Here is a 15,661-nt window from a genome sequence, read left to right as displayed (position 1 = left end):
TTTTGATATCGTTTATAAATTCAGTGTTGAGTGAAGATGAGCAAATAGTGGATATAGAGTTAAAAAACCCTTATAACTTAGCAAATTACAGGCAAGGTAAGATGAGCATACTTGATATAAAGGCAGTAGATGAAAAAGGAGTATGGTATGATATAGAAATGCAGATTGCAGAGCAGAGCTTTTATGACAAGAGAGCTTTGTATTACTGGGCGAAGGTATATTCAGACCAAATAGAAAGTGGATATGAATTTAATTTGCTGAAGAAGACTATAGGCATAAATATATTGGACTTTGGATATTTAGATGAAGAAGAATATCATAATGTTTACAAAATATACAATGTAAAGAGCAAGAAGTCATTTAGTAATTTGTTTGAACTGCATTTTATAGAACTTCCAAAATTCAAGAAAGATTTTAGTGAAATAAAGACAACGCTAGATAGATGGGCAGCATTTTTAACAAAAGCGTATGAATTTGATAAGGATACTGTTCCTAAAGAATTAGCACAGAGTGAGGAGATAAAAAAAGCAGCTGAGAGGCTAGATATAATGAGTTTAAATAAGGAAGAAAGAGAAATATATGAAAATGATTTAAAAGCGATGATGGTAAGAAATGCCGAGATTAATGCTGCTGAGGAGAAGGGAAGAGAAGAAGGAATCAAAGAAGGAATTAAAGAAGGGATTAAGGAAGGAATCAAGGAAGGAATCAAGGAAGGAATCAAAGAAGGAATTAAGGAAGGAATCATTAAAACTGCAAAAAACTTATTAAACATGGGTATAGATGAGTATATGGTATCAAAAGCTACAGGGTTAAGTGTAGAAGAGATCAATGAATTATGTGGTGACAGAAAAGAGATAAAAAAGGATGACGAAACGATGTGCTAGTATGTGAACGCAAATTTGCTAGACTGTTACTATTCACAATTCCTTATTCTCGATTCATTACAAAAAAACTTTTTCTTCATTTTCTAAAAACTTGTTCGATAAACATAGTATAGGGGGGTGAGAATAGTGGATATAGCAATGTTGTCAATAATAAATAATCATAATAAAATAAATGATGGGGCTAGTTTGCTTGTATTAAAGAAGGCTATGAATGTTTCTAAAGAGAATGCAGCAAATATGAATCAAATGCTAAAACAAGCTGTAGATCCTAATTTAGGTAATCATATCGATAAAAGAGCATAAAGACAATATGAAATTAGAACTTAAAATTTGTATGTTGGAGTGATTGTATGAGACTTAGTCACAATTTAGCTTCTTTAAATGTATACAGGAGTTATGTGAAAGATTTGAAAAGTCAGAGTATTGCTATGAGCAGAATTTCATCTGGATACAGGATAAACAAGGCAGGAGAAGGACCAAATGCCATTGCTAAGAGCGAAAGGTTTAGACTTCAAATTAGAGGTTTGCAAATGGCTAATAAAAATGTTCAAGATGGTATAAGTATGCTTCAGACAGCAGAAGGTGGATTGAATGGTATTACTGAAAGTTTGCAAAGGATTAGAGAGCTTTTAGTAGAAGGTGGGGGAGTTACTAGTAAATCTGACAAGAAAGACATAAAAATCGAAATAAATCAGATGCTCGATAGTATTGAAAGTTTAGCTAATAGAACTGATTTCAATGGTGTTAATATATTGAATAACAATGATGTTATAAAAACACAGGTTGGTAATAATGTGGACGAACAAATTGCTATACAAGCATGTGATGTAACTTCTAAAGGATTGAATTTGAAAGATTCATCAGGAAAATATTTAATAGATTTGACAGATACTAATGCTATAGATAATTCTATAGGTGCTATTGATGAAGCAATAGAAAAGGTTCTAAAAGCAAGAAGTAAATTTGGTGCATTAGAAAATAGGTTTGAAAGCAGTTATAATGATTTAGGTGATATTACGGATAGGGTTATAGATGCTGAAAGTAGTATAAGAGATGCGGATATTGCAGAAGAAATGATGAAACTTGCAAAGAATAATATTTTGGTTGAAGCAGGTAATGCTATGATGGTTCAAACAAATCAGTTCCCTAAAGATGTTTTAAGAATATTAGAAAGACTCAAATAAGCTTGTCCATTTAGGACAGCTTTTTTCTTTTGGCTTTGAATATATTTTTGGATTGTTTCAGATGATACAGTTCCAGTTCGGCAGTACCGACATAATATTTTCTTCAAAATAATCATATCATACAGTATTTCACTATTTTCCTGTACTAAATGATGATTAATAATCGCACTAAAATGTTATTTTACATTTAATTGATTGAAATTTGCTCATTTATAGTAGATAGATAAATTGAATAATTCACTCTTTATAATATAATATTTTTTAAAGCAGAAAAGAAAGATTCAAAAATAAAACTTTCAAATATATAAATACCAAAATAAAACATCATATAATTAAATTGTAATAAAAGTAAAAATTAAAGCTTGATTTATTAATTGTTTTACAGTATACTAATAGTGTTCGACTATTTAAAATAGTGTTTACACAATGAATTCACATAATGATTGATGACAATATTTATTTATGATAGATATGAAAAAGTAAAAAAATCAAATATGTGATACAATACAGAAAAGTGCGAAAAATGCAATATAATAGCAGTTAGAATGCATAATTTGAAAGGATAGGGGGCATTATTGTGAAAAAGGAATTTTCTTTAAGCAGAGATAAAGCTATGATTAATTTTACAGCTAAATATTGTGTTACATCAGAAGCATTATTGGATAGCTATGGATTTAAAAAAGTTTTGGGTACTTATATAAAAAGAATAAAAAAACGTGATTGTGGAATATACAACTATATAGTAAATTGTATAGATAATGATGATGATGTATTAATGGACTGTATAGTAACATTGTTTAAACTTTTAGTTGTTTTAGATGTAGACAGTATAAAGAAAATCGATGCTAGATATGCGTGTCTTTTAAAAGATACTGAAAAATTTGTTGAGCTTATTGAAGGGTTATATAACTTTTGGAGAAAAATAGAGAGATATACTATTGTGCATAATAAAAGGATTGGTGATGGACTTCAAAATGTTAGTTTTATAGAAGCTAATTACAATTTTACAAAGCTGGTATTGGATACTTATAGAAAAATAGAAGAAACTGTCTTGGGATATAATCACAAGGTTTATAGACAGTTGTCTGCAGGTGGAAATGTTGGTTTAATATTGAATGATATTAAAGGCAATTGTCCAGAAGAATATTCATTTTTAAATGCAGTTCCATTTGTTGATTCCATACTACTTCAGACGCCTTTTATAAGTTATCCAAAGAGAAACAAAAGAAGTGGAATATTTAAGGAAGAATTTAAAAATCCATTAGAGGGACTTTCGATAAATGCTGATCATTGGTTTTGCTTCCCAATTAAAGTGGGAGAGTTACTAGCATATGTGTATTTTCACAGAGATTTTATGACTCAGGGAGTATCTTTAAGCAATTTATTTGAGATTGCAAGAGAAGAGGAATACAATGGTAAGAAACCTGATATTATTTATGTTTATGGAATAAGAGATAATAATAATGAAATGAAAACAGTTTTTTATAAAGATAAAAGTAATGATATAATTCTTGGATATGCAAATCATAATGAAGATATAGATTATTTTGGATATATGAAAAAAATGCTCTTAACAATTCATAACATCAAAATGATTGAATCTGGTTATATACCTATACATGGAGCTATGGTTAATATAACTATGAAGAATGGTAAAACTGCAAATGTAATAATAATGGGTGATAGTGGTGCTGGAAAATCAGAGAGCCTTGAAGCGTTCAGACAACTAAGTGAGGATTATATAAAGGACATGACAATTATATTTGATGATATGGGTGTTGTTAAGATTGAAAAAGAAAATGAACTGAGAGCTTATGGAACAGAAATAGGTGCTTTTGTAAGATTGGATGATTTGGATGTTGGATATGCTTACAAAAATATAGATAGAAGTATATTTATGAATCCTGACAAGATAAACGCTAGGGTTATTATACCTGTAGCCAGTTACAGCGAAATAATGAGAGGATATCCTGTAGATATTTTCCTTTATGCAAATAATTATGAAGAAGGAGAAGAAATTCAATTCTTCAATACTCCAGAGGAGGCAATCCCAGTTTTTAAAGCTGGAGCAAGAATGGCAAAGGGAACGACTACTGAAAAGGGACTTGTAACTTCTTATTTTGCAAATCCATTTGGTCCTGTTCAGAGAAAAGAAGAAATGGATAAACTTTTAGAGAAATATTTCAATAAATTCTATGAGAATAATGTAAAAGTTGGTGTGATAAGAACATGCTTAGGTATAGATGGCAAAGAAAAGGAAGGTCCAAGAAAAGCAGCTGTAAAGCTTTTTGAACTAATTAAATCTCTATAAAATAGTTAGAATACAGGTGAATCTTTTACACTGACTTATATTCCCTGTAAGGTTTCTAAATTTAAAATATATACAAATGCCCTAGAACATTTGAAAACGTTCTAGGGCGTTTGTGTGAAGTTATATTTACAATTGTATCTCAAGTTACAGCGCTAATTTTTGTAGTAGTTTAAAATTTGCTCCCCATATTTGAATAAAATTACAACATTTGGGTAAAATCAGATTTAAAGGGAGTGATTTTATGTTTAAGAGAAATTATTTAATCGAATTTCTTATGTTGTTAATAATAGTTTTAGGATTAGGTTTGTGGATAAATGTAAATTTGAATAGCAATAAAGAAGCTGTTATTAGTTATATTGAGCATGTATACTCAGATGATGATTGTGTTAAAATAATCTATCAAAGTAAGTATATTACCGATGAACAAAGTAAAAAAGAAAAATGCATAATTGATGAAACTATAAGTAAGTACGATGATAAAAAGATAGTTTTATCTATGTCTAAAGAAGAACTAATAAATATGTTTGGAAAAGAAGACTATAATTTTGAAAAGATTGAAGGAAATAAAATATTTTTTACGAGAAAATATAAAAAATACAAGTATGAGCCTAATAAGTATGTGATAGGTATTAAGAATAATAGAATAGCAATTTTTAAAACCAATGAAAAGGGAGAATTATTTATTGAAGATCCAAAGAAAGATGTTACTGATATATTTGTGGATAAATTACCCGAAGATGATATCATATATTTGAAATTTGGGGGTAAAGAATATCAATATAATTCTAGAGAAGAGGCTGAAGAAGGAGTTAAGGCAATGTTTAAATCATAGGGACTATCTTAAAGATGGTCTCTTTTTCATTTTGAACGATTTAATTTTAACTTAATGTGTGATAGTATTGAATTAAAGCAATTTAGATGGTAAAGTATATTGTAGTCTTTTGTAAGGGGTTGAGTTTATGTATGAGTATATTAAAGGCTTTTTTAAAGGTATAAATAAGGATTATGTTATAATAGAGAATAATGGATTAGGGTACAAAATATTTACATCCGGAAGTACAATGGCTAAAATGCCCAAAGTTGATGAAGAAGTACTGCTTTATTTGGTGCAAATTGTTAGACAAGATTTTATTGGGTTATATGGTTTTTTAACAAAAGATGAACTCGATATGTTTAATAAACTTATAACTATTAATGGTGTAGGTACTAAGGCAGCATTATCCCTATTATCGATAACAAGTATAGATAAATTGAAATATTCTATAATTTCCTCAGATATGAAAACTATTATTAAGGCACCGGGTATTGGTAAAAAGATAGCTCAAAGGATAATTCTAGAATTAAAAGATAAGATAGATGTTAGCGAAAGTGCCATTGGTGCTGAAGATGAAAATATAATTATAAATAGTGAGTCGAGTAATAACAGTATGGAAGCAATGGCTGCACTCATGTCGCTTGGATATACAGAAAAGGAAGCGAAAAAGGCACTTAAAAATGTCGAAAAAGATGATTCAATAGAAAATATTATTAAAAATTCCTTGAAAATTTTGATGAATTAAGGGTGATACTATGGAAGAAAGAATTATTACTTCTTCAGTACTTGAAGAAGATATAGTGACAGAGTATTCATTAAGACCACAAAGATTAAGTGAATATATAGGTCAGAAAAAAGTAAAAGAAAAACTGAAAATTTTTATTGAAGCAGCTAAAAAAAGAGATGAACCACTTGATCATGTTCTTTTGTATGGACCTCCTGGATTAGGTAAAACAACTTTAGCGAATATTATTGCAAAAGAAATGGGAGGAGAACTAAAAATTACTTCTGGGCCTGCAATCGAAAGGGCAGGAGATTTAGCTGCAATACTGACAAACTTGAAGGATTTTGATGTTCTTTTTATAGATGAAATTCATAGGCTTAATAGAGCAGTAGAAGAAATATTGTATCCTGCTATGGAAGATTATGCTTTGGATATAGTTATTGGAAAGGGTGCAGCGGCAAAATCCATAAGAATTGATTTGCCTAAATTTACTCTTATAGGAGCGACGACAAGGGTAGGATTATTAACATCACCATTAAGAGATAGATTCGGTGTAATGTGTTCTATGGAGTTCTACGATGAGAAAGAACTATCTGAAATAGTTATAAGATCTTCTGATATTTTGGATGTAAAAATACAACAAGAAGCGGCTTATAAAATAGCAAAGAGATCAAGAGGTACACCAAGAATTGCTAATAGGTTGCTTAAGAGGGTTAGAGATTATTGTGAAGTCAGAGGAGATGGAATTATAGATGATGAAGTTGTAAGAAAAGCTTCTGAATTGCTTGAAATAGATGATGAAGGATTTGACAGAATAGATAAAAAGATATTGTTAGCAATAATAGATAATTTTAATGGTGGACCAGTTGGAATTGAAACACTTGCATACTTTATTGGTGAAGAAACTGAAACTATAGAAGATGTGTATGAACCATATTTACTTCAAAAAGGATTTATTATTAGAACTCCACGAGGAAGAATTGCGGGTGATAAAGCTTTTGAACATTTTGGGAGAAAAGCTTCAAAGAGTAGAACATCAACTTCAATGCAAGATAATGTTAAACAATGTAGTATATTCAATAGTGATTAATCAATGTATATTCAATAAAATAACTGACTTGTTATTTTTGAATACATAAGCTGATTTAAATTTTGATGACAGAAAGGGTGTAGTAGATTTGAAAGTTAAAGATTTTGATTTTGATTTACCACAGGAATATATAGCACAGCATCCAATAGAAAAAAGAGATGAGTCTAGGCTATTGGTTTTAGACAAAAAAACAGGGAATATTGAGCATAGGAAATTTAAAAATATTATTGAATATTTAAGAGATGGAGATTGTTTAATTCTCAATAACACAAAAGTTTTGCCAGCTAGACTTTTTGGCATTAAAGAAAATACTGGAGGCAAAATGGAATTCCTTTTGCTTAAAAGAGTATCTGAAGATACTTGGGAAACACTAGTTAAGCCAGGCAAGAGGGCTAAGATTGGTTCAAGATTTGTTTTTGGTGATGGTGAGTTAAAAGCAGAGATAATGGGTATGGGTGAAGATGGAAGTAGAATTGTGAAATTTGAGTATGAAGGCATATTTGAGCAAGTATTGGATCAGCTTGGACAAATGCCTTTGCCACCATATATAACAGAACAATTAGAAGATAAGGATAGATATCAAACAGTGTACTCAAAGGAGTTGGGTTCTGCAGCTGCACCAACAGCGGGGTTACATTTTACACAGGAATTATTGAAGAAAATAGAAGAAAAGGGTGTTAAAATTGGATATGTAACACTGCATGTAGGATTGGGTACATTTAGACCAGTAAAATCAGATACTATTGAAGAGCATCATATGCATTCAGAATACTATGAAATGTCTAAGGAAACAGCGGAGCTTATTAATAGAACAAAAGAGAATGGTGGAAGGGTAATAGCTGTTGGTACAACTTCTTGTAGAACATTGGAAAGCATAGCTGATGAAAGTGGAAATGTAGAAGCAAAGTCTGGTTGGACAGATATATTTATTTATCCAGGATATAAATTCAAAGTTCTTGATGCATTAATTACAAATTTCCATTTGCCACAATCAACGCTCATTATGCTTGTAAGTGCTTTAGCAGGAAAAGAAAAAGTTATGAATGCTTATAAGATAGCAGTTGAAGAAAAATATAGATTCTTTAGCTTTGGAGATGCTATGTTCATAAAGTGATTACAAAAATTAACAAAGGAAGTGAATAAAATGGGAGAATATAAACTATTAAAAAAAAGTGGTAAGGTTAGAAGAGGTGAATTTAAGACGGTTCATGGTGTTATTCAGACTCCCGTATTTATGAATGTGGGTACGTTAGCTGCTATTAAAGGAGCGGTATCAACCATGGATTTAAAAGAAATACGTTGTCAAGTAGAATTATCTAATACATATCACCTACATTTGCGACCAGGAGATGAAATTGTAAAAAAGATGGGTGGACTTCATAAATTTATGAATTGGGATAGACCTATATTAACAGATTCGGGTGGATTTCAAGTTTTTTCTCTTTCGGGTATTAGAAAGATAAAGGAGGAAGGAGTATATTTTAGTTCGCATATTGATGGTAGAAAGATATTTATGGGACCAGAGGAAAGTATGCAAATCCAGAGCAATCTAGGGTCAACTATTGCTATGGCATTTGATGAATGTATTCCTAATCCTTCGCCAAGAGAATATGTAGAAAGGTCTGTTGCAAGGACAACAAGATGGCTTGAAAGATGCAAAAATGAATTGGACAGACTTAACTCTCTACCAAATACTGTTAATAAAGAGCAGATGTTATTTGGAATTAATCAGGGTGGAACATATGAGGATATAAGAATAGAACATGCTAAAACAATTTCAAAAATGAATTTAGATGGTTATGCAATTGGAGGATTGGCAGTTGGTGAAACACATGACGAAATGTATAGAATAATTGATGCAGTTGTTCCATATTTACCTCAAGACAAACCAATATATTTAATGGGGGTAGGTCTTCCTAGTAATATTTTAGAGGCTGTATCAAGAGGGGTTGATTTCTTTGATTGTGTACTTCCTGCGAGAAATGGACGACATGGTCATGTATTCACCAAAAATGGTAAGATAAATTTATTTAATAAAAAATATGAATTAGATGATTCACCTATTGACGAAGGTTGTCAGTGCCCGGCATGTAGAAATTACTCAAGAGCATATATTAGGCATTTATTTAAAGCTAAGGAAATGCTTGCTATGAGATTATGTGTGTTGCATAATTTATATTTTTATAATAAGCTAATGGAAGATATTAGAGATGCAATTGATAATGATTATTTTGATGAATTTAAAGAACAAAAATTGCAAGAATGGAATGGCAAAGCTTAATATATAATAAAAATATATTATCAATTTGATAAAAATTAGAATTTAGATTACAATATAAATATGGAAAGGAGGGAATAACATGCAACAATGGGCATCAATGATACCTATAATTGTGATACTTGTACTGTTTTATTTGATTATTTTTATTCCAGAAAGCAGAAGAAAAAAGAAATACAATCAGATGTTGAATGATCTTAAAGTAAACGATGAGATAATGACAAAAGGTGGAATAATGGGAAAAATAATCAACATAAAAGATGATTACATAATTTTAGAATCTGGTCCTGATAGAGCCAGAATAAAATTGAGTAAGAATGGAATTTCTACTGTACTATCAAGTAACAATGAAAATGTTGAAAGTAAATAACAGATAATATTTTAGAATTCAAAAAAAGAGTAATAAAAGACCTCCTGTTTACATAATTAATATTAATTGGTAAATGGGGGGCGCTTTTATGAGTAAGAATATTAAATTTTCATGTATTTCTGAAGGGGTTATAAGAGGCATAATACTGACAGTAATAGCATTACTGATATATTCAGCTATTACAATGATTTTCCCGGATAATGTAAAGGTTAAAGCTATTTTTTTAATGATAATAACTTGTATTAGTGTATTATATGGAGCAGCATTTGCGGCTAAAAAAGCAGGTAGAAAAGGATGGCTCACGGGTATGCTTGTGGCACTATTATATTGTTTTGTTATTTATATTGTTTCAGTTATAGCTGGAAGGGGTTTTATTATTGGAACTAAGGATATATTGAGGATACTAATAGCCTTGATGGTTGGAGCTTTATCGGGAATGCTAGGAATAAATCTTTAAAAATACTTTATTTTAAAAAATATTTATGATATAATCTTAAGGAAATCTTTGAGCAATGGGGGAATATAAATGAAGCATATTAAAGTTATTAATAAATCAAATTTAAAAGAAAGCTTAAAAAGACCAGGATGCAAGGAATGTGCAAATTCTTGTCAATCAGCATGTAAAACTTCATGTACTGTTGCTAATTTAGCATGCGAAAGATAATATTATCTTTAAAGCAGTAACAAGATTGTTACTGCTTAAAATTTAGTTTGATACAGGAGGAATGGACGTGGCATTTATACATAAATTTAAACAAGGCAATGAATATTTTGTATTAGACGTAAATTCAGGTTCGGTTCATAAAGTTGATGAACTGGTATATGATATTTTGGATGAAGAAAAATTGTTGGATAAGCAAAATGTGATTGAAAAATTAAAAGATAAATATTCTAGAGAAGAAATAAGTGAAGCTTATGATGAAATTGAATATTTAATTAGGGAAGATATTCTTTATTCAAAAGATCTATATGAGGATATAGCGAATGAAAGTGGTACAAGTCCTACTTACATAAAAGCATTGTGCTTGAATGTTATTCATGATTGTAATTTGAGATGTAAATATTGTTTTGCAGATGAAGGGGAATATCATGGTGAAAGAAAGGCTATGCCGGTAGAAGTTGGCAAAAAAGCTATTGATTATGTTATAAAACATTCTGGTCCTAGAAAAAATATTGAAGTTGACCTATTTGGAGGAGAACCATTAATGGCTATGAAACAGATAAAGGAGATTGTTTCATATGCTAGAGAACAGGAAAAAATACACAATAAAAATATTAGATTTACTATGACAACAAATTGTACATTGCTCAATGATGAATTAATGGATTATTTGAATGAAAACATGGTCAATATTGTATTAAGTATTGATGGAAGGAAAGAGGTTAATGATAAAGTTAGGATTAGAATAGATGGTTCTGGAACATATGATTCTATAATGCCTAAAATAAAAAAAATGGTAGAAAAAAGAGATAAGGACAAGCTTCACTATGTAAGAGGAACTTTCACGAGAAATAATTTGGATTTCTGTGAAGATGTAATTCATTTATCAGATCAAGGCTTTACGGAGATTTCTATTGAACCTGTTGTTCTTCCAGATGAACATACTTTATCTATAAGAAAGGAAGATTTACCTAAAATATTTGACGAGTACGATAGATTATATGATGAAATTTTAAAACGTGAAAAGGAAGGTAAGAAAATCAATTTTTATCATTTTAATATTGATTTAAATGGTGGACCATGTGTTTATAAAAGGATATCTGGTTGTGGTGCAGGACATGAATATATAGCGGTAACACCTGATGGCGATATATATCCTTGTCATCAATTTATTGGAAATGAAGATTTTAAGATGGGCAATATTTTTACTGAAGAATTCAATGAAGATATGGCCACTGAATTTAAAAATGCACATATTTACAATAAACCGCAATGTAGAGAGTGCTGGGCTAGATTTTATTGCAGTGGGGGATGTCAAGCAAATAATTATAATTTCAATAAAGATATTCATATACCATATGAAATTGGGTGTGAAATGCAGAAAAAAAGAATAGAATGTGCTATTGCATTAAAAGCTAAAAGAATGGAAGAAAGACAAGAATTATTACCTATTATTGACTAATTTAACTAAAAGTAATATAATGTTGCTTATGGAATATTATAATGCAATGGTTAGCGAAGGAGGATAAACATGAAAAAAGGGAGAAGTACAGCGTTTTTTATATTATTTGTACTTATGACGGGCTTTTTAGGTTATTGGGGATTCAATGGATTTACACTAGGAAATTATAATTTTTTACCATTTACACAATCTATTAACAAGGGTTTAGACTTACAGGGAGGAATTTCAGTTGTTGAAGAGATTCAAGCAGATAATGTGAAACAGGAAGACCGTAATAGAGTAATAGAATTGTTGAAGAGAAGAGTAGATAAGCTTGGTATAGCAGAAACCACAGTTGCCGCTGAGGGACAGAAGAGAATTAGGATTGAAATACCAGGTGAATCGAATTCAAAGTCAATTATTGCAATGTTAGAAAAAACTGGGGAATTAAAGTTTGTTGGCCCAGATAATAAAGTTATTTTAACTGGTAAAGATGTTAAGGATGCTAAACCTGTTTTAGATCAATTTGGAAAGCCTGAGATAAAATTAGAATTGACAACAGATGGGGCTAAAAAGTTTGCTGATGCTACAAGAAAGTTTGTAAAGCAGAAAATTTCAATCTATATGGATGACCAAGTATTGACTGCACCTGTTGTTAATGACGTTATAACAGATGGAAATGCCGTTATTAGTGGTAATATGACTCAAGATGAAGCTGCATACCAAGCAAGCATTATTAAATCAGGTGCATTACCGGTTCCTGTTAAAACAGTTACGCATAAAACGGTAGGGGCAACACTAGGCAAAAATGCTCTTCCGCTTAGTATGAAAGCAGCTAAAATTGGTGTTTTATTGGTTATGTTATTTATGATACTATATTACAGAGTACCTGGTATTATAGCAGATATTGCTTTGGCATTATTTATAATATTAGATTTGGGAGTATTTTCTGCAATAGGTGCTACAATGACACTTGCAGGTATTGCGGGTATGCTTTTGACTATAGGTATGGCAGTTGATGCTAATGTGCTTATATTTGAAAGGATTAAAGAAGAATTGAAGACGGGTAAATCAATAAGGTCTTCAGTTGAGTCTGGCTTCCATAGAGCACTTTCATCTATATTAGATTCTAATATTACAACTATTATCGCCGGAATAGTTCTTTACTCTGTTGGAACAGGTTCAGTAAAAGGCTTTGCTTTAACACTAATGATTGGTATAGTTATAAGTATATTTACGGCTTTGACTGTTACAAAATTATTGATGAGATTTGCAATAGACATGGGAATGTTAAAGAAGGCAAGCTACTTCGGAGTAAAGAGGAGGTAATTTTATGCTAAAAGTTGTTGAAAAGACTAAAATTTGGATTGCAATATCTTTAACTATAATTATTATAGGTTTAGGATTTATTGCTTTTAAGGGTCTTAATTTTGGAATAGATTTTAAAGGTGGTTCTGTTATTACAGTAGACATTGGGAAGAAAGTAACGACTCAAGATTTGGATACTGTAAGAGATGTTATAGGAAAGTATGTAAAATCAGATTCTTATTCTTTACGTACAACAAATCAAAAAGAGATAGAAATGACAATAAAGAGTGGTGCTATTGAAGAAGAAAAAGTTGGTGCATTGAAGGATGATGTTATAAAATCGTTTAAATCTGCTAAACTTTTATCAGAAGAAACGATTGGTTCTGTTATAGGGAAAGAGTTAACAAAGAAAGCTTGGATTGCTGTAATTATTGCATCAATAGCTATGCTCATTTACATAGCAATGAGATTTGAATTTACATTTGGCTTAGCCGCAATAATAGCTTTGGTTCACGATATTTTAATTACATTAAGCGTGTATGCTATATTTGGTTTGAAATTGAATTCACCATTTATTGCGGCTATGTTGACTATTCTAGGATATTCTATAAATGATACTATTGTTGTGTTTGATAGAATAAGAGAAAATATGAAAAAGTCGCATAAGCTTAGTTTAGATGAATTAACAAATATGAGTGTAAACCAAACTTTGGCTAGATCGATAAACACTAGTTTATCAACACTATTTACGATTGTAGCTGTATTGATATTCGTTCCATCTATAAGAGAGTTAGCTATTCCATTGATAGTTGGTATTATTTCAGGTTCTTATTCATCTATATTTATTGCAAGTCCTATATGGGTGCTATTAAAGAAGAGAAAGTCAATTGCAAAGGCATAAATGTTTAAGGTAGATTATTTAGACACCAAGGTAAATTATTACTTTGGTGTTTTTTTTACAAAAAAATTTGTAAAATATCGAATTATAAATTATAATATATATGTTTTTTAAATAATTTGGGGGTAATTTTATGTTTAAGCATTCAGAGAAAATAGAAAAACAGAATAGTATACCCTTTAAAATTGACTCATACTATAAAAATTATAATCCATATCTTTTAAAGAATATGAGTGAGTTATTGAAAAGAATAATTAGTTCTATAAATAACAGAGAAAAGATAATACTTTATTCTTATCCAGATGTTGATTGTATAACAAGTGTATCAATGCTACTCTTGGTTATGAGATATTTAAATGCTGATGTTGAACATTTTATTACCAGCAATATTGATTGCAATAAATGTTTAAATTATGATGATGTCTTGGGTCATTTGAAATTTTTAAATCCAGATTTAATATTATGTATTGGTTGTGGAAACAATTCTTCTATTGAAGTGGAGTTATGCAATAGAATGGGAATCGATGTTATAATAATTGGGAATCAATATTTTGATGATACGGTTTTAAATGATATTTCTATAAATCCGAGCCAAAAAGGATGTGAGTATCCTTTTAAAGAATTATCCTGTTCTGGTGTTGTTTTTAAATTAATTCAAACACTATCTAATTGTTATAAAATAAAATATTTTTACAGATATGTAGATTTAGCAATGTTGGGTACTCTTTCATGTGGAGTAAAGTTGACTGGAGAGAATAGACTTATTTTGGATGCAGGAATGAAATATTTAAAACATACGAACAATTATGGAATTAGGGCATTAATGAAAATTCACAACATTATAGATATCAATATCGATAATTTATTTAAGCTAATTGATACTATAAAGCCAACTATGAATGCTGTAGGTCTTATAGATAATGCAAGGATTATAATAGAATTGTTTACTACCTCAAATTATTTTAGAGCTGAACAGATTGCGAAATATTTGTATACAGAAGCTCATAAGATTAAGAATGAAAATATTTTTGTAAGGGGGAGTTAGTATGAACTTAAATGATAAGATTAGAATAATTGAAGGTTTCCCAAAAGAAGGTATTAGCTTTAAAGATGTTACGCCTTTACTTCAAGATGGTGAAGCATTAAATGAAACAATTGATAAATTAGCTGAGTATTTAAATGATAAAAATATTGATGTTATTGTTGGACCAGAGGCTAGAGGTTTTTTGTTTGGGGCACCAGTTGCATATAAAATGAAGAAAGGCTTTGTACCTATTAGAAAACCTGGTAAATTACCTTATGATACAATTTCAGTTGAGTATGATCTTGAATATGGTAAAGATAAGATTGAGATACACAAGGATGCAATAAAGCCTGGCATGAGGGTAGCAATAGTTGATGATTTGTTAGCAACTGGAGGTACAATAGCTGCTGCTAGCAAACTTATAGAAGAAATGGGTGGAGATATCGTAGCATTAGCATTTGTAATTGAACTTACCGATTTAAGAGGAAGAGAAAAACTAAAAGATTATGATGTGATGTCGCTTTTGAAATATAATATTTAATAATATTTCAATTAAAATTATATTAATGAAATAAAAATTATAATTATAAATTGCATATTTTAACACAATATTATATAATGAACTTAAAAAATGGCTGGTGGGTGTACCAGCCTTTCACTTTAGGAGAGTTTAT

The 15,661-nt window shown here is 30.2% G+C and carries 17 protein-coding genes; all 17 read left to right on the top strand.

The features are described 5' to 3' along the window. Positions 1 to 884 (top strand): Rpn family recombination-promoting nuclease/putative transposase (locus tag CLTEP_RS02080; RefSeq protein WP_084364530.1); only part of this gene is annotated, 884 nt, incomplete at its 5' end. Between the two features lie 126 nt (positions 885 to 1,010). Further along, positions 1,011 to 1,187: a YjfB family protein gene (locus CLTEP_RS14305; RefSeq protein WP_242863847.1), complete on the top strand. Its 177-nt coding sequence runs from the start codon at positions 1,011 to 1,013 to the stop codon at positions 1,185 to 1,187. Positions 1,188 to 1,234: 47 nt separating this feature from the next. After that, entirely contained in the window at positions 1,235 to 2,068 is an 834-nt protein-coding gene (locus CLTEP_RS02075) for a flagellin N-terminal helical domain-containing protein (protein WP_066821810.1), read from the top strand. A gap of 577 nt (positions 2,069 to 2,645) precedes the next feature. Then, entirely contained in the window at positions 2,646 to 4,379 is a 1,734-nt protein-coding gene (locus tag CLTEP_RS02070; RefSeq protein ID WP_066821807.1) for a phosphoenolpyruvate carboxykinase (ATP), read from the top strand. A gap of 241 nt (positions 4,380 to 4,620) precedes the next feature. After that, the gene (locus CLTEP_RS02065; protein WP_066821804.1) at positions 4,621 to 5,211 is read left to right on the top strand and encodes a hypothetical protein; all 591 of its coding nucleotides are present in this window, start codon (positions 4,621 to 4,623) and stop codon (positions 5,209 to 5,211) included. Positions 5,212 to 5,338: 127 nt separating this feature from the next. Beyond that, positions 5,339 to 5,938: a Holliday junction branch migration protein RuvA gene (gene ruvA / locus CLTEP_RS02060; RefSeq protein ID WP_066821803.1), complete on the top strand. Its 600-nt coding sequence runs from the start codon at positions 5,339 to 5,341 to the stop codon at positions 5,936 to 5,938. Positions 5,939 to 5,948: 10 nt separating this feature from the next. Further along, the gene (gene ruvB, locus CLTEP_RS02055) at positions 5,949 to 7,007 is read left to right on the top strand and encodes a Holliday junction branch migration DNA helicase RuvB (protein WP_066821801.1); all 1,059 of its coding nucleotides are present in this window, start codon (positions 5,949 to 5,951) and stop codon (positions 7,005 to 7,007) included. Between the two features lie 88 nt (positions 7,008 to 7,095). Next, positions 7,096 to 8,121 (top strand): tRNA preQ1(34) S-adenosylmethionine ribosyltransferase-isomerase QueA, encoded by a 1,026-nt coding sequence (queA, locus tag CLTEP_RS02050; protein ID WP_066821798.1) that lies wholly within the window; start codon positions 7,096 to 7,098, stop codon positions 8,119 to 8,121. A gap of 30 nt (positions 8,122 to 8,151) precedes the next feature. Then, positions 8,152 to 9,288, top strand: coding sequence for a tRNA guanosine(34) transglycosylase Tgt (gene tgt / locus CLTEP_RS02045; protein ID WP_066821796.1), 1,137 nt, complete (start codon positions 8,152 to 8,154; stop codon positions 9,286 to 9,288). A 79-nt stretch (positions 9,289 to 9,367) separates the two neighbouring features. Beyond that, complete coding sequence (gene yajC / locus CLTEP_RS02040; RefSeq protein WP_066821793.1) at positions 9,368 to 9,655, top strand: preprotein translocase subunit YajC; 288 nt, start codon at positions 9,368 to 9,370, stop codon at positions 9,653 to 9,655. 88 nt (positions 9,656 to 9,743) lie between these two features. Next, the gene (locus CLTEP_RS02035) at positions 9,744 to 10,112 is read left to right on the top strand and encodes a TIGR04086 family membrane protein (RefSeq protein ID WP_066821790.1); all 369 of its coding nucleotides are present in this window, start codon (positions 9,744 to 9,746) and stop codon (positions 10,110 to 10,112) included. 69 nt (positions 10,113 to 10,181) lie between these two features. Then, positions 10,182 to 10,319, top strand: coding sequence for a six-cysteine ranthipeptide SCIFF (scfA, locus tag CLTEP_RS02030; protein WP_066821788.1), 138 nt, complete (start codon positions 10,182 to 10,184; stop codon positions 10,317 to 10,319). A gap of 67 nt (positions 10,320 to 10,386) precedes the next feature. Beyond that, the gene (scfB, locus tag CLTEP_RS02025; RefSeq protein ID WP_066821786.1) at positions 10,387 to 11,778 is read left to right on the top strand and encodes a thioether cross-link-forming SCIFF peptide maturase; all 1,392 of its coding nucleotides are present in this window, start codon (positions 10,387 to 10,389) and stop codon (positions 11,776 to 11,778) included. A gap of 69 nt (positions 11,779 to 11,847) precedes the next feature. Further along, positions 11,848 to 13,086: a protein translocase subunit SecD gene (gene secD / locus CLTEP_RS02020; RefSeq protein ID WP_066821783.1), complete on the top strand. Its 1,239-nt coding sequence runs from the start codon at positions 11,848 to 11,850 to the stop codon at positions 13,084 to 13,086. A gap of 4 nt (positions 13,087 to 13,090) precedes the next feature. Then, entirely contained in the window at positions 13,091 to 13,966 is an 876-nt protein-coding gene (gene secF / locus CLTEP_RS02015; protein ID WP_066821781.1) for a protein translocase subunit SecF, read from the top strand. Between the two features lie 130 nt (positions 13,967 to 14,096). Continuing rightward, complete coding sequence (locus CLTEP_RS02010) at positions 14,097 to 15,008, top strand: DHH family phosphoesterase (RefSeq protein WP_066821779.1); 912 nt, start codon at positions 14,097 to 14,099, stop codon at positions 15,006 to 15,008. Position 15,009: 1 nt separating this feature from the next. After that, entirely contained in the window at positions 15,010 to 15,528 is a 519-nt protein-coding gene (locus CLTEP_RS02005; RefSeq protein WP_066821777.1) for an adenine phosphoribosyltransferase, read from the top strand. Positions 15,529 to 15,661: the final 133 nt, after the last annotated feature.

Source organism: Clostridium tepidiprofundi DSM 19306 (assembly GCF_001594005.1).
Lineage (GTDB): Bacteria > Bacillota > Clostridia > Clostridiales > Clostridiaceae > Clostridium_AC > Clostridium_AC tepidiprofundi.
Note: the sequence above shows the minus strand (reverse complement) of the source record. Positions and strands in the feature narration are given on the sequence as shown.